Below are 21473 nucleotides of genomic sequence, written 5' to 3' on the forward strand. Positions count from 1 at the left end.
ATTCCGAAAGTGGAGAGCATAACGGAAAGAGGGCGGGCTTGACGTCCCGGTTTTTCATCAGGCTCGCTCTTTTCCTCGGGCGACGGCTCTGATAATCAATTGACGTTTTCGTAAACGTCAAAAATGGTGAAAGCATGGCCCTGCCCGCGATCCTTAGGGATAATCTGAGACTGCCCGTTATCGGCTCGCCGCTTTTCATCATCTCCCATCCGGCGCTGACGCTCGCCCAATGCAAGGCCGGCGTGATCGGCGCCTTCCCGGCGCTCAACGCGCGGCCGGAAAGCCAGCTCGACGAGTGGCTGGCGATGATCACGGAAGATCTTGCCGCGCATAATGCCAGGCATCCGGAGCGGCCGGCAGCCCCCTTCGCCGTCAACCAGATCGTCCATATGTCGAACAAGCGGCTGGAGCACGATCTGATGCTCTGCGTGAAATACAAGGTGCCAATCGTCATTTCCTCGCTCGGCGCGGTGCCGGAGGTGAATGCGGCGGTGCATTCCTATGGCGGCATCGTGCTGCACGACATCATCAACAACCGCCACGCCAATTCGGCGATCCGCAAGGGCGCGGACGGGCTGATCGCCGTTGCGGCGGGCGCGGGCGGCCATGCGGGCACGCTTTCTCCCTTCGCGCTGGTGCAGGAGATCCGCTCCTGGTTCGACGGCCCGCTGCTGCTCGCCGGCTCGATTGCGACCGGCGGCGCCATTCTGGCAGCGCAGGCGATGGGCGCCGACATGGCCTATATCGGCACCCCCTTCATCGCGACCGAAGAGGCCCGCGCTTCCGATGCCTACAAGCAGGCGATCGTCGAGGGTGCTGCCGCCGATATCGTCTACTCCAACTATTTCACCGGCATACACGGCAACTACCTGAAACCCTCCATCCGCGCGGCCGGCCTCGACCCGGACAACCTGCCGGATGCCGACCCCTCGAAGATGGATTTCGAACAGGCGACCGGCGGCGCAAAGGTCTGGAAGGACATCTGGGGCAGCGGCCAGGGCATCGGCGCGATCAAGGCCGTGGAGCCCGTCGCAAAGCTGGTCGACCGGCTGGAAGCCGAATATCAGGCCGCCCGCGCCCGGCTCTCCCTCTGAAGGGCAAGCCTTTCCACAAGCTCCAGCTTTTTTGCCCGGGGGCATAAGAGGGCGCTTGAAATCTTCAGACAATGCCTGTATCAGCCCCATGCAAATCGCGGGCGACACGCTTCTCCCGCCGGATTGCCGCTTTAGCTCAGTCGGTAGAGCACATCATTCGTAATGATGGGGTCACGTGTTCGAGTCACGTAAGCGGCACCATTTTTTCCTGATAACCGTTGAATTTGCTGCTAAATAGCGTTTTAGCTATTCGTTCTATCCACCTTTTAGACCACCTTTCTGCTTTCGGTAGGAACAAGTTCACGAGTCGTGATGGATGTGCTGCCGGCGTAGCCGGGGGTGTGCGCTGTTCCTTCGCTGTTCTCAGCGGAGTAGCAACGTGATTGGTGAACGCAGAAGTTTTCGTTTGCGTCAGGGACTTGAAGCCGTCAGCATCAGGTGCGGCTACAGAAGAACCCACACCCCAACCCTTGCTGGCGATGGTGTTGCAAAGTTTTCGACACCTGAAACGGAAAAGGCAACCACATCGGCCGCCTCTTGCGTTCGCGCCCACCAAATCGAGAAGTTACGCTTTCGCCCCACAGTTACGCTGAAGCAGTGTGCGGAGGAGCGCTCGTGCCATCTGGCGCCCGGAGCCATCGAAATCGAGGGAGCCGTCATCACAATCAAAATCATGGATTTTGATTGGGTTCTCAACCCTTCCGGGTTGGACCAACTCATTGTTGGCTCTTCGTCGCCGCCGTCCTCATCGTCGCAATCGTCTAATTCCAGATCCTCAATGCAATCGTTGCCTATGCACTTGGCAGTGCTGCCGAGCGGGGGGCTCTGCATCGGCGTTGTCCTCAAGGTCTGGATCAGGTCGATTGAATCGAGCAAGGCAATCAGCTCCTCTATCAGCGCTTCAAGCGCGGAACGGCGCAGCTCGACGAGACGGACAAGCGAAGCCGGCCCCACGAAGGGCGCGGCGGCGGGATGGATGAGGGCCGGCATTATGCCTGCTATCGGATACGCCCATAAACATCTATCTTCTGCCAGTCTGCAAAATCGTTGATGGAGCCACCCATGGCATTGCTGGCATGGATCAACGCGAGCAGAAATGTAATCCGGAACAGCCAATCCGCGCGGTGCATCCTTACCCCCTATTTGCTTGAACATATCAGAGGCGCAATTGCTAAACGACTATCAGAAAGAGTTTCTGGACAACCTTATCCTGCATCAGGTGCGTTTCCTCGTCATTGGCGGGGTAGCACGGCGGCATTATGCGGGCGGAGATACAGTGGATCTCGACATTCTGATTGACATCGAGGAGCCACGAGACGCCATAGAAGCGGCGTTGCTGGAATGGAAGCGGCGATACCCGATCCATACCATGCTTGAGCTTACGCCACCCCTTGCACTGCGCCCGATGGTGCAGATGAAGTTTCCGGATGATGTTTGGCTTATCAGGACAGGGACGGTGACGTTCTGGAAATCAGCCCCGACAACGGCGTTGACGTTCTGACGACACTGCCAGGTTTCCGCTTCGCCGACCTATACGCCCGCGGCAATGATGTCATTATCGACGGGATCGAAGTTCGCATTCTGTGCGGACCTGACGTAGCTCAAACAGCCCCGCGATGAAGTAACTGCCAGCCCCGATACTATTGGCTGGGTAAGCCTCTCGCGCGCACGCGCGTACTTGTCCGGGAATAAGCCGTTAGCACCCGTGGTTGGCGTCGTTTGCTGGATTGTGATGAGCTCGGCTATCGTGTAACCCATCGGGGCGTTTTCAACCCTGGGGCAGTAATGAATTTCGTATCGCCTGAGTACGCGCTGCTTTTCTGCGTGGTTTTCGCGCTCTATTACCTCTTGCCGCGCCACCAGCTCGCTATTCTCTTAGTCGCCAGCCTCGTATTTTACGGATGGGCGCAGCCTTTGGAAATTCCGCTACTGCTGGCGGTTTCGTTCGGCTCCAGCTCGGCAACGTATTTGATACTCAGACAACGCGGGAACCCGAGAAAGCTTATGTTCTACGGGATCAGCGCCAATCTCGCGGTCCTGGCCTTCTTCAAATACAAATTCCTTGCCATTGATCCAGGGTTTGCCGCAGCCTCCAGCCCCAATGGTCTGGTTGAGAGCATCCTGTATGCCCCACTTCCGATCGGCATCTCTTTCTATACATTCCATTGCATTAGTCTGATCGGTGATGCCTACCGGCAGCAATTTACCGAAGCAGACCTTCGCGGCGGCCTGAGATATTGGCATTTCATGCGCAACGGCCTGCTCTATCTCGTTTTCTTTCCGCAAATCGTTGCAGGGCCGATCGTCAAGGCGCACCAGTTCATGCCGCAGATCGGCAAGAAGTCGATGAGCGATGTCCCATTCTCCGAAGCCGCGAAATGGATCATTTGGGGTCTGTTCTTTAAGTCCTTTGTGGCGGACAACCTGGCGCAGTTCACGGTATGGATGGATCAACCCGCGACGTTCCAAGGGCTTGGGAGATTCGATCTTGTCGCGCTGCTCTGTTGCTACAGCTACCAGATATTCGCCGATTTCGCGGGATACTCCGCTATCGCGATCGGATCGGCCGCCTTGTTGGGCTATCGGTTACCCATCAACTTTAACCGGCCGTACGTCGCGCGGTCCTTCTCCGACTTCTGGAGGAGATGGCATATCAGTCTTTCGAGCTTCCTGCGCGAATACCTCTACATTCCGCTTGGCGGAAACCGTCGCGGGCCAATGCGGACATACTTCAATCTGTTCGCGACGATGGCACTTGGCGGCCTATGGCATGGCGCCGACCTATCATTCCTCATATGGGGAGCAGCCCATGGAGTCGCATTGTGCGTCGAGAGAGCGGCAAGCCCCGTCGTGCGCTTTCTGCCTTCGAATGGCGCGGTATTGAAAGCTCTGCAGCTTGGCTACAGCGCCTGGATCTTCGTGGTGGTTTCCTGTCTGTGGCTATTTTTCAAACTGCAGACCTTCGACCACGCTCTGCTCTACATCAAGACGATTCTTTATGGCCAAACACAATCGGCCTTCCAAGCTTACCAATATGCTGCCGTTGCAATCTATGCCATTCCGGTTCTGTTAGCTCACCTTGTTCCGAAAAGGATTAGTGAGAAAGACAATCTGCTTATGGCTGTTTGCTACGGCGCGATGCTGACGTTATCGATCTTCGACAAAGGTCCGACAGATGCCTTCATCTACTTCCAGTTCTGAAGCCCTCGCGCTGCGCCGGCGCCAGTACGACGAGCGTTTGATCTCGATGACGCGCACGCCGAATGAAAAGTCATTTCTATTGTCGATTGGCCTAACAGCCCTGGCGCTGTTTGTGGTGTGGAGCTTGGCAATACCGCATCTTCCGAAATACGTTCCGACCCTCAACCAATCGGACGACAATCGACAACTCGTATGAATTTCGAACGAAGCGACCCGGCCTCAGTGGTGCTTGCCGGTTCGTCTTTGCTTTACCGTCTCTCCCCGCTCTACTTCAGCGAAACGCCGGTCAACATAGCGCTTCCTGGCCAATCCCCCGTATCTAGTGCCGAGATTGCTGTGGCAAAGCCCGCAGAGACAATGGTTATCGAGATAAACATTTTGGATCGGGGTCGCGATACAGGACTTGAACGCTTCTCTAGGCGCGTTTTTTCCCCGCCGCTTGGACTTGGGGCGCTGAGTTTTGCTTACAGTCCGGTCCGTTCATTCGTTTCTCGGTTGTTCGAACTGGACGCGAAGCTTTCCAAGCGAGAGGAGGCGGCGGCTACGGCAGCGCGGCGTCTTGTCGATCAGCCACCGGCGCAACCCGACTCGGGAGAGACTGTTTCATCCGCGGCCGTTTCACTGGATAAGCGCCCTGTCTCCGACACGATTGCCATATCGGCGCATGAGTTGCGCGCAATCGCGGATTCATTCGAAGCACGCGGCAGCAAGGTTTACTATCTGCTGATGCCAATGCATCCCTTGTTGGCCTCAACCAACTACGAAAAGCGAAGCCAAAGCGCGATGGCCGCAGCGGATCCGAAGTTCTCGGAGCGATTGCTATCCGTCGATTGGGGTAACGAACTGCGATGGGACCCGGACGGCGCGCACCTTGATTCAAGATCCGCGGTCTTGGCAGCTCGGCAGCTGGAGCAAGCTATTAAGGCAGCAAGGAGAAATTAGAGCCCTGGCGGCTTTCGGTCGGAAGGAAGGTAAGGCCGCCTCAATATGGCCCCTGGCCAATTCATAGATCCAGTGCTCGTGGGAATGTGCCTTAGTTTGCAGCCTCTCCAGATCTGCAAGGGCATCGTCGAGCAGTTCCGTGGCTTCCTGCTGCGAGAATATGCCGTTCGCCACTAGGCGCCGAAAAATGTGCACTTGCATCGCCGTCTGCGAGTGTATGGCCGCCTCAAGGTAGCCAAGCATTCTCTTCGTGTGTTCGTCGCTCATGTGAACCTTTCTGAAGGGCCAGGGTCGATTCGGGGTGCTCTGTTTCCACAGTGTATTGTCACCGCAGCGCCGCCGCTATTCCCCGCTAAGAACCGGTATCGAGCGCGGCGTAATTGCCCCATAAATACGCGTGACCGGCATCCTGTTTCCTGCCTGTAATATCAGGCGCGGAAAGCCGTTATTCGCCGTTATCAATCGGAAGCCATCGCCTTCGAAAGTGACCGCAGAAACTCGCGTGAGATGCCCATAAGAAACCCGGTTTGGGGGCGGACTCCTCGATCCTCATTGGTATAGGCGCCATGGCGGTAATTGCCGTTCCTCTCGCCCTTGGAAGCTCCAGCGCTTCGATTTGGCGTGACAGCGGGGCGCGGCGTTCAGCCGATTGGCAGGCGAGTGGGTACATGCTATTGCGTCAGCCTTTTCACTCACCCCCGCCGCCTTTCGTGACGTTGCCAACGATAGCCTGGTCGTCTTCGTGAACGTGAACATGCCTCACCTTCACCACCTGCTTGCCGCCAGTCCGGTATCGCTTCAGCGCTTCAGCATGTACGGCAAACGTGCGCATGAACTGGTTTGCCTGCTTCGCATAGAACCCGACCTTTTCTAGTGAGCCGCCCTGTCGGGCGCCCCTGGCCATCGTCATTGAGAGCATATGAACGGCCGCCATCTGCGTCGCCAGCATCATTTCAACGTGGTCTTTAGGGGCAATCCCTTGGACCGCCTCGGTCAAAAACGAAAGCTCTTTTGAACTAACGTTGTTTCTCGGCGCCGAGAGCAGAATCATCTGCTCGGCGATGAATTCGGAGAGGTTCACATATTCCGTACCGATCGCATTCATCCATGTCGGATGCTCGATCGTTGTCGTTCCTTCCTTGTAACTGACAGCGCCCTTCTTCCCGATCTACCGCAGGGTAGAATCATCGCATTCGCCGATCGGCGCCCGATCGACCGAAGCAGGAAGTTGATCGCCTGCCCCGAGAGGCATCACGTTGCTGCTGTCGCTATCCGCCGTCTTCTGCGGTTTGGCCATGGATGTTCGCCTCTAGGACTTGGCCCGTTCAGACCGATCTGAAATTCGTACTGATGGTTGCGCCCATCGTCATACCAGCCGAGATAAAGCTTGATGTATCGGCCGGCGAAAAGTGGCACGTCACGCTTTATGCAAAAGAACGTCTGCCCTTTGGCATTTCGAAACAGGAACAGGTGGTTCTTGCCCTCATGCGTCTGTTCGATCGTCACCAGTCCCGCGGCAGGCATGCCGAAAACTTCAGCCTGCCAGCCGTGGGCCGGGTTCCGGCATATCCAGCACGTGCGCTGCCACCAGAGGCGCCAGCCTCTCAAGGCCGCCTTGTAGCCCGCGACGTTCTGAACAATGCCGCCGTCAAGATCTGCATCAGTGGTCGAGAACCCCTGCAGGAAGCCGGGAAGCTTCGGCCAGGTAAGCAGCGAGAGTGCAGCGAGCAGAGGCGAAAGAAGCCATGCGAGCGAGACGAGGATTAGGTTCGCCGGCCAATGCGCCGCACAGGCGAGCTCGAAGCGAATTTCCGCCAGCCGCGCGTCGCTCATGCGAACGATGCCGCTCTCACGATGGATCTCCAGCTCGCCCGAAAGCAGGTTGAGCTTGATGAGCCATTGGCAATCGACCAGCCATTGTTCGAGTTCGATATCGAAGCGCGCGATGCCCATCAGGCGACCGGAATGCCGGGGCGCATCCCCGGCAGGCGTGACCGCCGGCGCCGGCTCATCTTCCTGGACGAACGCATCCGGGCCTTCGGACGCATGTGGGTCTTGGGCGAACGCATCCGGGAACGGCGCGGGACGTGCGCTTATGGAGGCCTCGCCAGAAACCGTCCGCTCGATCTGCACGACGCGCTCCTCCTCCATCTCGGCAAGGGGCATCCCGGCAACGGCGTCCTGCCTCCAGTCGCGAATGGTGGCGCTCATGAAGGCGTCGAGCTGGCTTTGCGTCCATCCGGCATCGACGGCATCGGCGCTGTCCCAGCCGCGGCGCGGAAAACGGCCGGCCCGCCAATCGTCGAAACGGTAGCGCTCGATATCGGAAGCGTGCGCCGCATCCGCGAAGCCGACGCACTGGACATGCGCGCCGACCGCGGTCAGGCGGGCGGCGATATCATCGGCAGCCGCCAGGCCCGGGCCGTCGAAATCCGGCCAGATCAGCACGTGCCGACCCGAAAGCGGCGACCAGTCCGTGTGCTTTGCGCCCTGGGTTCCGCCCGGCCAGGAGACGACGGTTCGGCCGCTCGCCTGGCTGAGCCGGTCGCGGCACTTTTCGCCCTCGACGATCACCACCTGCTTGCTGTCGCCGATCGTTTGATCGGGGATCGTTTCGAGGCCGTAGAGCGGCCGCGGCTTGGGGAAGGGGAAACGCGACCAGGTTTGCGCCCCGTCGCCCAAGCGAACGAACATGACCATCGGCGTTTCCTTGCCGCCGTCGGGCAGATCCCGGCGCAGGACATAACCTGCCAGCGAGCCGTCGGCATGACGATAGGGAAATACCATCGACGGCGTGAAGGTGCCCCACTCGGATCGCTCGCCCCTGCGCTTCGGATTGTAGAGGCGTATGGGCGCGCCGGCCTCAAGGAGACCGGCCGGCGGCGGAACGGGCACGATCCCCTCATAGAGGTCGCGCGCCTCGCCATGCCGAGGAGGGGTATCCCGCCTGATATCGTCGCGGCCGCCGAGAATGCGGATCGCTCCCTGAAGATCGACGCCTCTGACCTGCTGCACGAAATCGAGGACATCGCCTTTCCTGCCGCAGCCGAAGCAATGGAAACGCTCGACCCCATCCTGGCCGGCGAAGATCGTGAATGATGGAGTGTCTTCGGTGTGGAAGGGGCAGCAGGCGGAAAAGTCCCGCCCGCTGCGTGTGAGCTTGCAGCCGTATTGTGCAGCTGTCGAAGACAGGGACACGTCGCGGCGCAGCCGTTCGACGCAGCCTGAGACGCCCACGGCCGGCGATGGCGCGTATTGCGAGATTCTATCCATGGATTTTCCGATGAAACTGGGGGCCGGCGCTATTTGCGTGCCTGCGAAAGGGCTTTGTGATCCGGCGCGGCGCGCCTCAGGGACATGTCATCCATCCAGGCGCCGACTTCGTCGGACCTCCAGAAATTGTTCTTCGCGACCCTTATCGGCGCGGGAAACTTGCCGTTCCGCACCCAGCGCCAGAGGGTCACGTTCGAAACCGGAGCGATCTTCTGAACGTCGCTCGTGCTTAAAAGTGTGTAGGAGATTGCGCTACCAGTCATGCTCGTTCCTCTGAACTTCCGATCAGAGACAGAATGCGCGACGATGGTTGTTTCTAATTCATGCGATGCAGTTCAACACGATACAGGCGGTAACGTGAGCTGTGTTCGCTGCCGCTGCAGATCGGTGCGGCTCGTCACCGGCAAAGGCGATGCGGGCCGGAGGCGCGCGAAACTATGCGGGCCGGAGGCGCGCGAACCTATGCGCCATTCCCAAACAGACGTTTTGAATCGTGGTTCCTGACCCTGCTGAACGGCAGCACGTTATCAGCTTCAAGCTGGGCTGCCGGCGCGGGCCGGGCAATGAAATATCCCTGGATCTGATTGATTCCGTACTGCTGCATCAGCCGCTGATGCTCGATGGTCTCGACGCCTTCAATAAGGATCCTCACGCCGCGATTGCGCAGCAGGCCGATGATGTCGAGCAACATCCTCTTGCCCCTCTCCGTGTCGCAGTCATGGAGGAAGGAGCGGTCGATCTTGACGGTGTCGAACTCTATCAGGCGAAGCCACGAGAGCCCAGCAAAGCCTGTGCCGAAGTCGTCGAGCCAGACCTGAGCGCCGAGCTTTCTCAAATCGCTGATGCAGCGAACCACATCCTGGTCGATTTCCAGCTCCACGCCTTCGGTGATCTCGAAAGCAAGCCTGGCGCCCGTCACGCCGAATTCCGCCAGTGTTGCGGCCACATAGGCGGCGAAACCCGGCGTCTTCAGTTCGATCGGCGAAACGTTGACGCTCGCAACCTGTATGAGGTCGGTTGCCAGCAGGTCCCGGCAGACAGTGCGAATTGCCCAGCGGCCGAGCTCGACGATCGAACCTGTCCGTTCCGCAACCGGGATGAATTTGACTGGCGGTACGGGCGTTCCGTCCAGCATGGTCAAACGCATCAGAGCTTCGACGGCGTCCGTCTTGCCTGTCTGGACGTTGCGAATCGGCTGATAGACGAGGGAGACGAGGCCGCGTTCGAGCGCGATCTTCAGGGTCGCGGCAATGTCCTCGCTGTCATCGCTGCTCTCCGGATCGTCAGGATCGAAGACCACGAGCGTATTGCGGCCCGCAGCCTTGGCGGCGTAAAGCGCGCGGTCGGCTTCATGAATGATCTTGTCGACCTGCCTGGTCTGGTGCCGCGTACGGGACACGCCGACGCTCACGGTGATGACAGCGGTCCCGTCTCGCCTGTGCTCATGCGGCCAGGCCAAGGCTCGGACGGCGGAACACATGGCTTCTGCGAGTTCGGTCGCTCTTTCCGAATTGGGCATTGGGGTGATGACGATGAATTCTTCACCCCCATATCGCCCGATCATCGAATCCCAGGACGCTGCCACGCTTTGAAGAAGCTCGGCGACCGCGACAAGGCACCGGTCACCCTCCTGGTGGCCGTAGCAGTCGTTATAGCGTTTGAAATAATCGACATCGATCAGCAGGACGGCAAAGGGCACCCCGGCATCCTGCCAGCGCTGCCAGCAATCGCGCAGACGCTGATCGATCGCCCGGCGATTTTCGAGGCCAGTCAACGAGTCCGTGTTCGAGAGGTGCAAAAGCGCCCTGCCTCTTTCATCGGCGGCAGCCTGCTGCAAACTGGCTTCAAATGCATTGAGGAAGACTTTGTAGCGCTCCCTGTTGAGCTGAAGGTTCACGTAAGAGGTGAAAACAAAGCAGGAAATGCAGAAGGCACCGAGGATCAGCTTGTGGAGAAGCACCATCGGCGTGAACAGATCGAGGGCGCAGATGAAGATGAGGACGTTGGTTGCAGAGGCTGCAAGAGCAACCGGAAACCGGAAACTGAAGAACAGGTTGACGCTCATCATGAAGATCGCGCCAAACACCATATAATAGGAGAACGCATCCCTGAGCGTTGTCATCTGGGCGGTGAGAAGCCAGACAAGATAGGCTGCGAGCACCGACAGCGCCGCGGCCATGTCGACCGTATCGGCTTTTGCTTTGCGGTAGAGCAGGAATTCCAGCACGCATAGTGCAGCGATGCCAACTACGAGCCGGCCGGCGACCGTGTACTGGACGACATCGCCGATAAAAAGATAGTCCGTGAAAGAATACGCAAGGTAAGTGGCGACCGCTACCCAGAGGCCTTTGCGCGTCGCGCTCTTTCGGCCGCTCTCGCTCTCCTGCTTGTACAGGCCACGCAGCTGTTCTGGCGACAGCGTCGGCTGCACGGTAGCGGCTGCGGTCTCGGCTAACACGTGCATCATGCCCCTGCCACCAAACTTCTTGCAGCAGCTGCCCTCCGCAGACTGCTAGCTGACGCTGGATAGCCTTACGCCCACTCCACATCAACCAATAACGCTCGAACGATCTCCTAGCGGGCGGAGTATCTCTTGGGTTCACTAATATTTTCTAAAGCTAAGACGTGCATTTGCCCGCCACCGCCAACCTTAACGCTTGACCTTTATGCGAGTATTGGTGATTTTATACAATGTATTAAGTCTATATTTACCAGCGAGGTTCCGTGGCTCAGCCCCTTTTTGCTCTTGATGGCCAAAGCCTGATCACACCGCAGTCCGTCAGCAATAACTTCCCTTCACCCCACCAGAATAATGAACCAGATCTCCTGCGCACTGCGGAGGCCGAGTTTGCTGTCGTCATCAACATCGCCATGCAGCGGCTGGCCGCGGGCAGAAACCTGCCTGATGCAGTCAGGTGGCTGATCGGCCAGCTCCATGAGGTCCGTCATAAATTCGGCGCTGCGGTCTGGCAGAGGCTCATCCCGATCATTCAGGCCCATCCCTCCGCAGAGATTCTGCAGCAGTGCCCGTTCACCCGCTGGTCCTTTGAAAAACCTCGCGGTTATTCCGGCGATGCCAGTCTTATAGACTTTATTTACGGGCATCCGGCGGTGGCCGAAGAAGTGGCCAGATCCACCCCTCTCGGTCTCAATATCTTCGAATACACGATAAACGCTCCCGGCCCGGTCGCCGTGAGGGAACGTCGCGACATCCTGACCCGCTTCGTCGACGAGACCGCGGCGCGAACGGGTCCGGATACCGAGGTGCTGGCCGTCGCCGCCGGTCACCTTCGCGAAGCGGAGGCATCAAAAGCACTTGCAGAAGGCCGCCTTAAACGCTGGGTTGCCCTCGATCAGGACCCCGAAAGCATTGGCACGATCTCCAGCCAATTTCATGGAACTGCCGTCGAGCCTGTCAATGGATCCGTGCGCGGCCTGCTGGCGCGAAAGCACCAGATTGGCACATTCGATCTGATCTACGCAGCGGGATTGTACGATTACCTCGCCGATAAAGTCGCGATCCGGTTGACGCAGATCTGCATGGACATGCTGAAGCCGGGCGGCGTCTTTCTCTTCGCCAACTTCTCCGACGAGATGGCTGACGACGGATACATGGAATCCTACATGAACTGGGAGCTCCTCCAGCGTTCCGAGGCAGATATGTGGCGCATCGTCAACAGCAGCGCGCCTGAGGACACGGACGAGAAGACGGTCTGGTTCGGCGCCAACCGCAACATTATTTACGCCACCATCAGGAAGAAGTCGTAAACTTCCAGGGATCGGGGGCATCGCAAATCCGATCCCCCCGGGTCGGCGATGTCGCCGCTATCGGGATATGGTCACTGCCGCTGCAGATCGATCCGGCTCGTCACCACCGACCGGCCCGAAGCCGGGTCGCGATCGACGGTCTGCAGGCGAAGGCCGTTCTGGCCCACCTTCTCGATCATCATGTTGGCGCTTCGGTCGCCGTTGGTGACGCGCGCCCAGGTGACGTTGAAGTTGAGAGCATCCCCTGTCCTGCTGCCGACAAGCTTCGACGGCTGGCCCGACGGTCCGGTGTAGTTGCCGACGTAACGCTGACCGGCCGCCTTCACATTTGCCGAAAAGCTCTTCGTGATGATGGCGAGACCGCGACAGCTGCCGTTCATGGCGACGGCCGCAGCGCTCGCATCGGATTTCAGATTGCAGGAGACGTTGACCTTCGCTCCGCCGATCCTGGTCATGACCATTCCGCTGCCGCTCCAGTCACCCTCGAGCGAATTGAGGAAATCCGCCTCGGACGCGTTTGCGCCGGCGGCCAGGCCTGTGAGCGTGAGCAATGTCGCAACGAAAAGAGGACGCATGGGAGCACCCCGCAGTTTTCCTCAGGCGACAACAATCGACGTTGGAAATAGTTCCGCCGCGGCCCGTTCTCACTCGTGCCAATGCTCGGCCACCCAGGGCGTCGGCAATATATAGTGGCGCAGGTAGCGGAAGGGCTGCTTGCCGTCGCGTTTGCTGGCGTCGAAGACGCCCTTGATATGATTAAGCCTGGTTTCGCCCCGGCCCCTCGGACCGAACTTCCCTTCGATGGCGTTCTGCGGATGGAAGCCGCGCGGGAAGAGGACGACACGGGCGCCGGACGGCAGGCGCGGCGCGAGGAAGTAGTTCAGCGGAAAGGGCCTGTGGCAATCCTGCCGGAAATGCAGAACCCAGTTTCGCGGGAAGAATTTCACCCCGCCGGGGGCATTGCGAGTGACGAAGCGCTGCTCATACTCATATTCATCGGCCACCTTCTGCGGGTCGGCCCTGAACTTTTCCTGCAGCGGCAGAAGCTTGCCGACCGGAAAGCGAAAGAGCGAGCTCTGGCCGAGCCTTTCGAAAGGCGTCGTCTGGTTGCGGGCCATGACGACGTCGTCAGGCCCTCCGACTTCGAAAAAGGCATCGAGAGAAGCGACGATGACGAGGTCGAGGTCCAGATAGAGGACCGGGCCATCAAGGCTTCCGAGCTTCGGCCCCCAAAGCCTCGCCTTCGGCCAGATGCCCCTGGTATTGACGGGCATTTCGACATCGAGAGGCGGCAGGTCCTCGCACAGGATGCCGGGATGGAGATTGTCCCGACAGTCGGTGAAGCAGGTGAAGGTAAAGGGCGGCGTGATGTTGCGGGCCACCGCCGCATATAGCCGGTTTATGAAAGTCGGCCCGTATCGTGTACCCCAATTGATGCAAATTACCTGTTTAACGCCGCCGCTCGCAGCCAAAACATGCGCCATCATCACTCGCCATTTCCGTGCCCGGAACCGAAACCCTTCGCAGCCGCGATGGAGCGGTCACAGGCCTGCATCAGGTTTTCAATTGGGAATAACCTGCCGGAAATGCAATCCTGACGTCCGAGAGCCCCGGCGGCTTGCCTGATCGCAGCCTGCCAGACCTCTTTTTTCGGCGGGCAGCCACCGAAAAGTCCTTCGCAAGATGCGTTGTATTTGAAATTTATCAAGGCCGGAAGCGATTTGAAGCGTCGATATAGTGGAAAGGATTCACTTGCGCTTTACCTGCTACCAGCAGGAGCATAAAAGACTGCCGACATCGCACATTGCAACCTGGCTACTAGAGCGCCGTGCGTCCATTCGGACGCACAAAGGACGCTCTAGCTTTCTGAAGCTACGCATCAGGCTTTCTGAAAATCGATTCCGATTTTCAGGCCGATGCTGTAGTCGAAACCCGTCTCGCTGAGAAAGCCCGAGAGATTCTCATGTCCGCCGCAGCCCAGCAATCCAACCGCACGCTCGTCGTCGCCACGATCATGCTCGCGACCTTCATGGTGGCGATCGAAGCCACGATCGTTGCGACCGCCATGCCCCGCATCGTCGGCCAGCTCGGCGGCTTCACCTATTACAGCTGGGTCTTCTCCGCCTTCCTGCTGGCGCAGTCCACGACCACGGTCATCTACGGCAAGCTGTCCGACATTTTCGGGCGCAAGCCGGTGCTGATCGGCGGCATCCTCATTTTCCTCGCCGGCTCGCTCTTCTGCGGACTGGCCTGGTCGATGGCCTCGCTCATCGTCTTCCGCCTGGTGCAGGGCCTAGGCGCCGGGGCGATCCAGCCGGTGACGATGACAATCATCGGCGACCTGTTCAAGCTGGAGGAACGCGGCAAGGTGCAGGGCGTGATGGCGACCGTCTGGGCCACCTCGGCGGTCGTCGGACCGCTTGCCGGCGGCATCATCGTCGATACGATCTCCTGGGCCTGGATCTTCTGGATCAACCTGCCCATCGGCATCTTCTCCATTATCGCCTTCACGCTCTTCCTGAAGGAGGACGTGGCGCACAGGCAAGCCAGGATCGATTATCTCGGCGCCATCCTGTTTTCGATTTCCATCGTCGCGCTCCTGACGATCCTGACGGAAACGACTGCGCCGGCCTGGATTCTCATCTCTCTTGCCGTCGTCTTCGTCGTGACCGGCATTCTTTTCGTGCTGCAGGAAAAGCGCACGCCGGAGCCGATCATTTCGATTGCGCTCTGGAGCCGGCGGCTGGTGGCGACCAGCAATGCCTGCATGCTTCTGGCCGGCATGGCGCTGATCGGCCTTTCCACGATCCTGCCGATCTATGTGCAGGGCGTGCTCGGTCGCTCGCCGATCGTTGCCGGTTTCACGCTGACCATGCTGGTGGTCGGTTGGCCGCTGTCGGTGATGCTTTCCAGCCGGTTCTTCAGGGCATTCGGCATCCGCAACACGCTGCGCGTCGGCAGCTTCATGTTCCCCTTCGGCGCCTTCTTTCTCTTGTTCCTCACGCCGGAAAGCCATCCGGCCGTGGCCGGCGCCGGTTCCTTCTTCATGGGCTTCGGCATGGGCCTCATCAACCTCACCAGCATCGCACTGGTGCAGGACAGCGTGGAGTGGTCGATGCGCGGAAGCGCCACTGCCTCGAACATCTTTTCCCGCAGCCTCGGCAATACGCTCGGCGCCACCGTGCTCGGCGCCATCCTCAATGCCGGCATCGACCACTATGCGACGGGTGGGGCGGCCAACAGCCTGCGTGAGGCGCTGAACCAGCCGACCGGGCTCTCCGCACTCGCCGCCGATCCGGCGATCCGCGCGGTCTTCGATGCGGCACTGCACTGGAGCTTCTGGGGTGTCGTGGTCGTGGCGGTGCTGACCTTTGCGACGACTTGGCTTATTCCGGTCAGACACGGGGTGAAGACCGGGACGACGGGCGGGGCGGCGAGCGAGGCGGCGTCGCATTAGGGTGGGCTGATCGGTTGGAATCGGTGGGTGTGGCCGCCTCATCCGACCCTTCGGGCCACCTTCTCCCCCAGGGGAGAAGGGACATGCTGCGGCGTCTCGGCTCCCCCTTCTACCCATCGGGGAGAGAGGTGCCCGAAGGGCGGATGAGGGGGCCACACGGCACAGCCTTCACGACCACTTTTCCAAGCACCGACGTCCTCGCTCAGATACTTTCCGTCGTCTGCGGGATGGACTGCAGCAGCGTCTGGCGGGCCGAGCGGAGGTGGATGCGACAGGCCGCCTCGATCTTTGCCTGATCGCGAGCTTCGAGCGCTGCGATATAATCGAGATGTTCGTGGATCGCGCGCTCGTTGCGTTCCCGGGCGGCGGTCTTGTTCCACTGATAGTGATAGTGAAAGATGATGGCGATCGCGTCGTAGAAATCGGCGATGAAGCGGTTCTTCGAGGCGCGGTGGATCAGCAAGTGAAAGCGCTCGTCGAGGGCCGAGAATTCCTTGAAGCGGTTGTTGATATCAGAGAGCACGGAAAGGTGCTCTTCCTTGATGATCGCAAGATCGGCCCAGGCCTGATTGTCGGCAGAAAGCCTGCCGAATTCGGCGGCCGAATGCAGCTCGAACATTTCGCGCACATCGGCAAGCTCCAGGGCGAATTCGCGGGTAAAACCCTTCAGCGTCCAGTGGCTGTTCGGCCGCTTTTCGATCAGGCCGAAGCGCGAGAAGCGGATCAGGAATTCGCGCACGCTCGTGGTCCCGGTCCCGATCTCGCGGGCAAGCTCCAATTCGTTGATCTGCATGCCGGGTGCTGCCTCATCCGAAAGGATCCGCTGCATGAAACTGCGCTCGATGATGTCGTGCAGAGAATCCGTTTCTTCCGAGGGGAAGAAGTCGCGGTCAACAGGCTGGCGCAGCACGATCTTCTGGCGCTTGTTCCAGCGGATGATGCCTTCGTCGCTGAGGCGGGTCAGGATGGCGCGCGCCGTGCTGCGGCTGATGCCGAGCTGGGCGGCAATCTCGGGCTCCGAAGGCAGCGCTGTGTCCAGGCGCAACGCTGCCGCATACCGATTATACGCTTCCTTGAAGACCGTATTCTGTCTTGCCATCAGACCCTGCTTTCCGCCAAACCCGACGGTCCTGGCGACACGGCGATGATGCCCGCCGCCAAGAACGGGCATAGCCGGACCAGGAGCCTCTTCAAGCGACTTTTATCTTATTTTCGGTCGCATGCGGCTGTTTGCCTCCCTCGTCCACAGGATCAATATTCCCGTTGACTTGAAAATGTTTATTGTAGATAAAAAACAAAATCAATGCGCATTTCGCCGATGTAGCGAACGCTTCCCTAGGGAGAAGAAATTGGACAGACAGAATTGGATCATCCTGTCGGCCGGAGACAATGTCGCGGTCGCAACGGCACCGATCGCTGAAGGATCCGATGTCGCCAATGTGACGACCCGGCAGAAGATCGACGCCGGCCACAAGATCGCCATCACGGACATTCCGCTCGGCATGCCGGTCGTCAAATACGGCCAGGCGATCGGCCGCACGACTGCTGACGTAAAAGCCGGCGACCACGTTCACAGCCACAATCTGCATTTCGAAAACGACCGGCTTGCGGCAACGGCCAATTCCGCTCCCGAGGAAGCAAGTGCGGCGGACAAGGCGCGAACGTTCATGGGCTATCGCCGTGCCGACGGGCGGGCGGCAACGCGCAACTATATCGGCATCATCGCAAGCGTGAACTGTTCCACCACGGTCTGCCGGGCGATCGCCGACGAAGCCAACCGCACCATCCTGCCGCATTATGACGGCATCGACGGCTTCGTGCCGATCGTTCACGACCAGGGCTGCGGCATGAGCTCGACGGGCGACGGCATGAACGTGCTGCACCGGACGCTTGCCGGCTATACGCGCCATGTGAATTTCGGCGGCGTACTGATGATCGGCCTCGGCTGCGAGGTCAACCAGCTCACCCTTTACGGCCAGAGTGGTGCGGGCGCCTCCAAGCGGCATTTCAACATCCAGGATGCCGGCGGTTCGCGCCGCGCAGTCGAGCGCGCCATGGGTGTGCTGCGCGAGATCGCTGCCGATGTCGGGCGCGAAAAGCGCGTGCCGATATCCGTCGGCGAGATCATCATCGGCCTGCAGTGCGGCGGTTCCGACGGTTTTTCGGGCATCACCGCCAATCCGGCGCTTGGTGTGGCTGCCGACCTCTTGGCGGCGGCCGGCGGCACGGCGATCCTTTCGGAAACCTCCGAGATCTACGGCGCGGAGCATCTGCTGCGCAGCCGCGCGGTCAGCGACGAGGTCGCCAAGAAGCTCGACGAGAAGATCGCCTGGTGGGAAGATTATGTCGCCCTGCACGGCGCTTCGCTCGACAACAATCCATCACCGGGGAACAAGCGCGGCGGCCTGACGACCATTCTGGAAAAGTCGCTCGGCGCCGTTGCCAAGGGCGGGCGCTCGCCGCTGACCGCCGTCTATGGTTATGCCGAGCGCGTCACGGCCCCCGGCCTCGTCTTCATGGATACGCCCGGCTACGACCCTGTTTCCGCAACCGGCCAGGTGGCAGGCGGCGCGAACATGATCGCGTTCACGACCGGCCGCGGCAGCTGCTTCGGCTGTCGCCCGGCGCCGTCGCTGAAGCTCGCCAGCAATTCGGCGCTCTATGCTTCGATGGAAGAGGACATGGACATCGACTGCGGCACGATCGTTACCGGTGACGCGACCATCAGCGGCAAGGGCCGCGAGATTTTCGATCTGATCGTCGAAACGGCCTCGGGCAAGAAGACGAAAAGCGAAATTTTCGGCTATGGCGACAACGAGTTCGTCCCGTGGCATCTCGGCGCCACACTCTGAATATTATTTATTGAATTTCGGGTCTTCACGAGGAGGAATGATGAAGACGAGGAGAATTGGCAAGACAGCGCTGGAGGTCACCGAAATCAGCTTCGGTGCAGCAGCGCTCGGCGGCCTTTATCGCGCCTGCCCGCGCGAGCAGGCTATGGAAACGCTGGAGACGGCGTGGAACCACGGCATACGCTATTACGATGTGGCGCCGTGGTATGGCCTGGGACTCGGCGAACGGAGGGTTGGCGATTTCCTGCGCGACAAGCCGGAAAGTGATTACGTGCTGTCCACCAAGGTCGGCCGCCTGCTGCGCCCGGTGCCGACGGGCACCGTTCCCGGTTACGGCTATGTCGATGCTCTCTCCTTCGATGCCGACTACGACTATTCCTATGACGGCATCATGCGGTCGGTCGATTTCAGCTACGCGCGGCTCGGCCTCAACCGCATCGATATGCTCTTCGTCCACGATATCGGCTCCTATACGCATGGCGCCGCGAAGAATGCCGTGCACCTGAAGAACTTCCTCGATACCGGCATCAAGGCGCTGGAAAAGCTGAAGTCTTCGGGCGCGATCAAGGCTTTCGGCCTCGGCGTCAACGAAGTGCCTGTCTGCCTCGACGTCATGCGCAATGCGGATATTGACGCGATCCTGCTTGCCGGCCGCTACACGCTGCTCGATCGGTCTGCGGTTGCCGAGCTCATCCCGCTCTGCCGGCAGAAGGGCACATCGCTCGTCGTCGGCGGCGTCTTCAATTCCGGCATTCTGGCAACCGGCCCGGTGCCGGGATCGCATTTCGATTACATGCCCGCGACCGACGAGGTGCTCGGAAAGGTCGGTGCGATGGAGGAAGTGGCTAAGCGCCACGGCCTGCCGCTGGCCGCACCCGCTCTGCAGTTTCCGTTGCTCGACCCCGTCGTCTCCTCGGTGCTGATCGGCACGGCGAAACCTTCGAGCCTTACGCGCAACATGGAAAATTTCGAGCCGCATATTCCGGCAGATATCTATCCCGAATTCGATCCCTACACACTGGTCGCGCCGCCGCTCGGCGAGGAAGCGGTCCGGGTCTGAGGAGACAACATGCTTAGAGGTATTCATCCACTTCTCGGCCCCGACCTGCTCTACGCACTGAAGAGCATGGGGCATGGCGACGATATCGTCATTGCCGACGCCAATTTCCCGGCCAGCAGCATGGGACCTGACGTCATCCGCGCCGACGGCGTCAGCGCCACTGATATGGCCGAGGCGATCCTGACCCACATGCCGCTCGATACGTTCGTGCCGCAGTCGGCATGGCGGATGGAAGTGGTCGGCGACCCAAAGGCGGTGCCCGAGGTCTGTGCCGAATTCCAGGAGATCGTTGTCAGGCGCGCCGGCGATTTTCCCATCGCATCCGTCGAGCGCTTCGCCTTCTACGAAATGGCACGGAAGGCGGCCTATATCGTGGCGACCACCGAATTCCGGCTGTACGGCAACCTCATTTTGAAGAAGGGCGTCGTGCATCCGCATGAGGTGCAATTCAACTAAAGACCTTATTTTAGGTCTTTATGTATTTGGAATAAAAACAATCGGTTGGGAGCCAAATCAGTGAATCATGAAGGCGAGATCAGCGCACTTGCAATTTGCCTGCACCTCGGCTAGCTTCTCATCGTAAATGTTTTTTATCGATAAAAATCGTCCGCCTGCGTTCAGCGGTCCGGTTTCATTGGAGGAGAACGCACCTGAGAGGAGAACCCTTATGAGTATCGTGAAATCCATTCTGTCTCGCCGCGCCTTTACGGCACTGGCGGGTGCCGCCGTCATCGCAACGGCGATGCCGGCCACGTCCTTTGCCGCCGAAGTGACGATCCCGATCATCGTCAAGGACACGACGTCCTTCTATTGGCAGATCGTTCTGGCCGGCGCCCGCAAGGCAGGCAAGGATCTCGGCGTCAAGGTGCCGGAACTCGGCGCCCAGGCTGAATCCGACATCAACGGCCAGATCTCGATCCTGGAAAACGCTGTTGCCGGCAAGCCGGCCGCCATCGTGATCTCGCCGACCGAGTTCAAGGCGCTCGGCAAGCCGATCGATGAAGCCGCCAAGTCGGTTCCGATCATCGGCATCGACTCCGGCGCCGACTCCAAGGCATTCAAGTCGTTCCTGACGACCGACAACGTCCAGGGTGGCCGTATCGCTGCCGACGGCCTTGCTGCCGCGATCAAGGAAGCGACCGGCAAGGAAGAGGGCGACGTCGTCATCCTGACCAACCTTCCCGGCGTCGGCTCGCTGGAACAGCGCCGCGAAGGCTTCCTGGATCAGATCAAGACCAAGCATCCGGGCCTCAAGGTGGTCGCCGACAAGTATGGCGACGGTCAGGCAACCACCGGCCTCAACATGATGACCGACCTGATCACGGCAAACCCGAAGCTCGTCGGCGTCTTCGCCTCGAACCTCATCATGGCGCAGGGTGTGGGCCAGGCGATCGCCGAAAACAAGCTCGGCGACAAGATCAAGGTCATCGGCTTCGACAGCGACGACAAGACGGTCGGCTTCCTCAAGGATGGTGCGATCGCCGGCCTCGTCGTTCAGGACCCGTATCGCATGGGTTATGACGGCATCAAGACCGCTCTTGCCGTCTCCAAGGGCGAGAAGGTCCCGGAAAATGTCGACACCGGCGCGAACCTCGTCACCAAGGCGAACATGAAAGAGCCGAAGATCGACGCGCTCCTGAACCCGAAGATCAAGTAAAACGACAGACGGCCGCGCCGGCTACTGCATAATTCCTTAAATCGGATCGATTTAAGTACAAATTACACAGAAACTCAAAGAGTTACAGCGTCCTTTGCGCGTCTTGAAAGACGCGCGGCGCTGTAAAAACCGGCGCGGCCTTTCTCATCCATGGTATGTTTGACCAGGG

At 59.6% G+C, this 21473-nt stretch carries 18 protein-coding genes and 1 tRNA gene; 11 read left to right on the forward strand and 8 right to left on the reverse strand.

Features of this window, described 5'->3' with window-relative positions:
- The first annotated feature begins 134 nt into the window (after positions 1 to 134).
- Both JNB85_RS05525 and JNB85_RS05530 read left to right on the forward strand, forming a co-directional pair.
- The gene (locus tag JNB85_RS05525) at positions 135 to 1094 is read left to right on the forward strand and encodes an NAD(P)H-dependent flavin oxidoreductase (protein ID WP_220333368.1); all 960 of its coding nucleotides are present in this window, start codon (positions 135 to 137) and stop codon (positions 1092 to 1094) included.
- A 125-nt stretch (positions 1095 to 1219) separates the two neighbouring features.
- Positions 1220 to 1295: transfer RNA gene (locus tag JNB85_RS05530), tRNA-Thr, on the forward strand.
- A 243-nt stretch (positions 1296 to 1538) separates the two neighbouring features.
- Here JNB85_RS05530 and JNB85_RS05535 read toward each other — a convergent pair.
- A complete protein-coding gene (locus JNB85_RS05535; RefSeq protein ID WP_220333369.1) occupies positions 1539 to 2084 on the reverse strand; it encodes a hypothetical protein in 546 nt (181 codons plus the stop codon).
- A gap of 178 nt (positions 2085 to 2262) precedes the next feature.
- Between JNB85_RS05535 and JNB85_RS05540 the strand changes: the two genes are divergently transcribed.
- The 3 genes from JNB85_RS05540 (at position 2263) to JNB85_RS05550 (ending at position 5237) form a co-directional block, all read left to right on the forward strand.
- Positions 2263 to 2595, forward strand: a complete 333-nt coding sequence (locus tag JNB85_RS05540; RefSeq protein WP_220333370.1) for a hypothetical protein — start codon at positions 2263 to 2265, stop codon at positions 2593 to 2595.
- Between the two features lie 284 nt (positions 2596 to 2879).
- A complete protein-coding gene (locus tag JNB85_RS05545; RefSeq protein WP_220333371.1) occupies positions 2880 to 4295 on the forward strand; it encodes an MBOAT family O-acyltransferase in 1416 nt (471 codons plus the stop codon).
- Positions 4296 to 4487: 192 nt separating this feature from the next.
- A complete protein-coding gene (locus JNB85_RS05550; RefSeq protein WP_220333372.1) occupies positions 4488 to 5237 on the forward strand; it encodes a hypothetical protein in 750 nt (249 codons plus the stop codon).
- A gap of 688 nt (positions 5238 to 5925) precedes the next feature.
- Here the strand turns inward: JNB85_RS05550 and JNB85_RS05555 are convergent.
- The 4 genes from JNB85_RS05555 to JNB85_RS05570 form a co-directional block, all read right to left on the reverse strand.
- Entirely contained in the window at positions 5926 to 6342 is a 417-nt protein-coding gene (locus JNB85_RS05555) for a hypothetical protein (RefSeq protein ID WP_220333373.1), read from the reverse strand.
- Positions 6343 to 6488: 146 nt separating this feature from the next.
- On the reverse strand, positions 6489 to 8510 hold the full coding sequence (locus JNB85_RS05560) for a DUF7338 family protein (RefSeq protein WP_220333374.1): 2022 nt from the start codon (positions 8508 to 8510) through the stop codon (positions 6489 to 6491).
- Between the two features lie 29 nt (positions 8511 to 8539).
- Positions 8540 to 8773 carry a helix-turn-helix transcriptional regulator gene (locus JNB85_RS05565; protein WP_220333375.1) on the reverse strand — a complete coding sequence of 78 codons (234 nt, stop codon included), beginning with the start codon at positions 8771 to 8773 and terminating at the stop codon, positions 8540 to 8542.
- Between the two features lie 197 nt (positions 8774 to 8970).
- Entirely contained in the window at positions 8971 to 10977 is a 2007-nt protein-coding gene (locus JNB85_RS05570) for a putative bifunctional diguanylate cyclase/phosphodiesterase (RefSeq protein ID WP_420852255.1), read from the reverse strand.
- A 257-nt stretch (positions 10978 to 11234) separates the two neighbouring features.
- Here JNB85_RS05570 and JNB85_RS05575 point away from each other — a divergent pair, with 257 nt between their 5' ends.
- Positions 11235 to 12278: a class I SAM-dependent methyltransferase gene (locus JNB85_RS05575; protein WP_220333376.1), complete on the forward strand. Its 1044-nt coding sequence runs from the start codon at positions 11235 to 11237 to the stop codon at positions 12276 to 12278.
- Positions 12279 to 12349: 71 nt separating this feature from the next.
- Here JNB85_RS05575 and JNB85_RS05580 read toward each other — a convergent pair whose 3' ends face one another.
- Both JNB85_RS05580 and JNB85_RS05585 read right to left on the reverse strand, forming a co-directional pair.
- Complete coding sequence (locus JNB85_RS05580; protein ID WP_220333377.1) at positions 12350 to 12853, reverse strand: hypothetical protein; 504 nt, start codon at positions 12851 to 12853, stop codon at positions 12350 to 12352.
- 69 nt (positions 12854 to 12922) lie between these two features.
- A complete protein-coding gene (locus JNB85_RS05585; RefSeq protein WP_220333378.1) occupies positions 12923 to 13765 on the reverse strand; it encodes a glycosyl transferase in 843 nt (280 codons plus the stop codon).
- 476 nt (positions 13766 to 14241) lie between these two features.
- Between JNB85_RS05585 and JNB85_RS05590 the strand changes: the two genes are divergently transcribed.
- On the forward strand, positions 14242 to 15735 hold the full coding sequence (locus JNB85_RS05590; protein WP_220333379.1) for an MDR family MFS transporter: 1494 nt from the start codon (positions 14242 to 14244) through the stop codon (positions 15733 to 15735).
- A gap of 202 nt (positions 15736 to 15937) precedes the next feature.
- On the opposite strand, the gene JNB85_RS05595 is transcribed toward JNB85_RS05590, so the two are convergent.
- Positions 15938 to 16834: a GntR family transcriptional regulator gene (locus JNB85_RS05595; RefSeq protein ID WP_220333380.1), complete on the reverse strand. Its 897-nt coding sequence runs from the start codon at positions 16832 to 16834 to the stop codon at positions 15938 to 15940.
- Positions 16835 to 17084: 250 nt separating this feature from the next.
- Between JNB85_RS05595 and JNB85_RS05600 the strand changes: the two genes are divergently transcribed.
- From JNB85_RS05600 to JNB85_RS05615, 4 genes are all read left to right on the forward strand, one after another.
- Positions 17085 to 18587 (forward strand): UxaA family hydrolase, encoded by a 1503-nt coding sequence (locus JNB85_RS05600; protein WP_220333381.1) that lies wholly within the window; start codon positions 17085 to 17087, stop codon positions 18585 to 18587.
- A gap of 40 nt (positions 18588 to 18627) precedes the next feature.
- Positions 18628 to 19647 (forward strand): aldo/keto reductase, encoded by a 1020-nt coding sequence (locus tag JNB85_RS05605; protein ID WP_220333382.1) that lies wholly within the window; start codon positions 18628 to 18630, stop codon positions 19645 to 19647.
- Positions 19648 to 19656: 9 nt separating this feature from the next.
- Positions 19657 to 20103: an RbsD/FucU family protein gene (locus JNB85_RS05610; RefSeq protein ID WP_220333383.1), complete on the forward strand. Its 447-nt coding sequence runs from the start codon at positions 19657 to 19659 to the stop codon at positions 20101 to 20103.
- Positions 20104 to 20314: 211 nt separating this feature from the next.
- Complete coding sequence (locus JNB85_RS05615; RefSeq protein ID WP_220333384.1) at positions 20315 to 21304, forward strand: ABC transporter substrate-binding protein; 990 nt, start codon at positions 20315 to 20317, stop codon at positions 21302 to 21304.
- Positions 21305 to 21473 lie beyond the last annotated feature (169 nt).

The organism is Rhizobium mesosinicum (genome assembly GCF_019511345.1).
Taxonomy (GTDB): domain Bacteria; phylum Pseudomonadota; class Alphaproteobacteria; order Rhizobiales; family Rhizobiaceae; genus Rhizobium; species Rhizobium mesosinicum.

Coding starts and splice junctions, on each gene's coding strand:
- JNB85_RS05525 (WP_220333368.1), top strand. CDS start 135: ATGGCCCTGCCCGCGATCCTTAGGGATAATCTGAGACTGCCCGTTATC.
- JNB85_RS05535 (WP_220333369.1), bottom strand. CDS start 2,084: ATGCCGGCCCTCATCCATCCCGCCGCCGCGCCCTTCGTGGGGCCGGCT.
- JNB85_RS05545 (WP_220333371.1), top strand. CDS start 2,880: ATGAATTTCGTATCGCCTGAGTACGCGCTGCTTTTCTGCGTGGTTTTC.
- JNB85_RS05550 (WP_220333372.1), top strand. CDS start 4,488: ATGAATTTCGAACGAAGCGACCCGGCCTCAGTGGTGCTTGCCGGTTCG.
- JNB85_RS05555 (WP_220333373.1), bottom strand. CDS start 6,342: ATGAATGCGATCGGTACGGAATATGTGAACCTCTCCGAATTCATCGCC.
- JNB85_RS05560 (WP_220333374.1), bottom strand. CDS start 8,510: ATGGATAGAATCTCGCAATACGCGCCATCGCCGGCCGTGGGCGTCTCA.
- JNB85_RS05565 (WP_220333375.1), bottom strand. CDS start 8,773: ATGACTGGTAGCGCAATCTCCTACACACTTTTAAGCACGAGCGACGTT.
- JNB85_RS05570 (WP_420852255.1), bottom strand. CDS start 10,977: ATGATGCACGTGTTAGCCGAGACCGCAGCCGCTACCGTGCAGCCGACG.
- JNB85_RS05580 (WP_220333377.1), bottom strand. CDS start 12,853: ATGCGTCCTCTTTTCGTTGCGACATTGCTCACGCTCACAGGCCTGGCC.
- JNB85_RS05585 (WP_220333378.1), bottom strand. CDS start 13,765: ATGATGGCGCATGTTTTGGCTGCGAGCGGCGGCGTTAAACAGGTAATT.
- JNB85_RS05590 (WP_220333379.1), top strand. CDS start 14,242: ATGTCCGCCGCAGCCCAGCAATCCAACCGCACGCTCGTCGTCGCCACG.
- JNB85_RS05595 (WP_220333380.1), bottom strand. CDS start 16,834: ATGGCAAGACAGAATACGGTCTTCAAGGAAGCGTATAATCGGTATGCG.
- JNB85_RS05605 (WP_220333382.1), top strand. CDS start 18,628: ATGAAGACGAGGAGAATTGGCAAGACAGCGCTGGAGGTCACCGAAATC.
- JNB85_RS05610 (WP_220333383.1), top strand. CDS start 19,657: ATGCTTAGAGGTATTCATCCACTTCTCGGCCCCGACCTGCTCTACGCA.
- JNB85_RS05615 (WP_220333384.1), top strand. CDS start 20,315: ATGAGTATCGTGAAATCCATTCTGTCTCGCCGCGCCTTTACGGCACTG.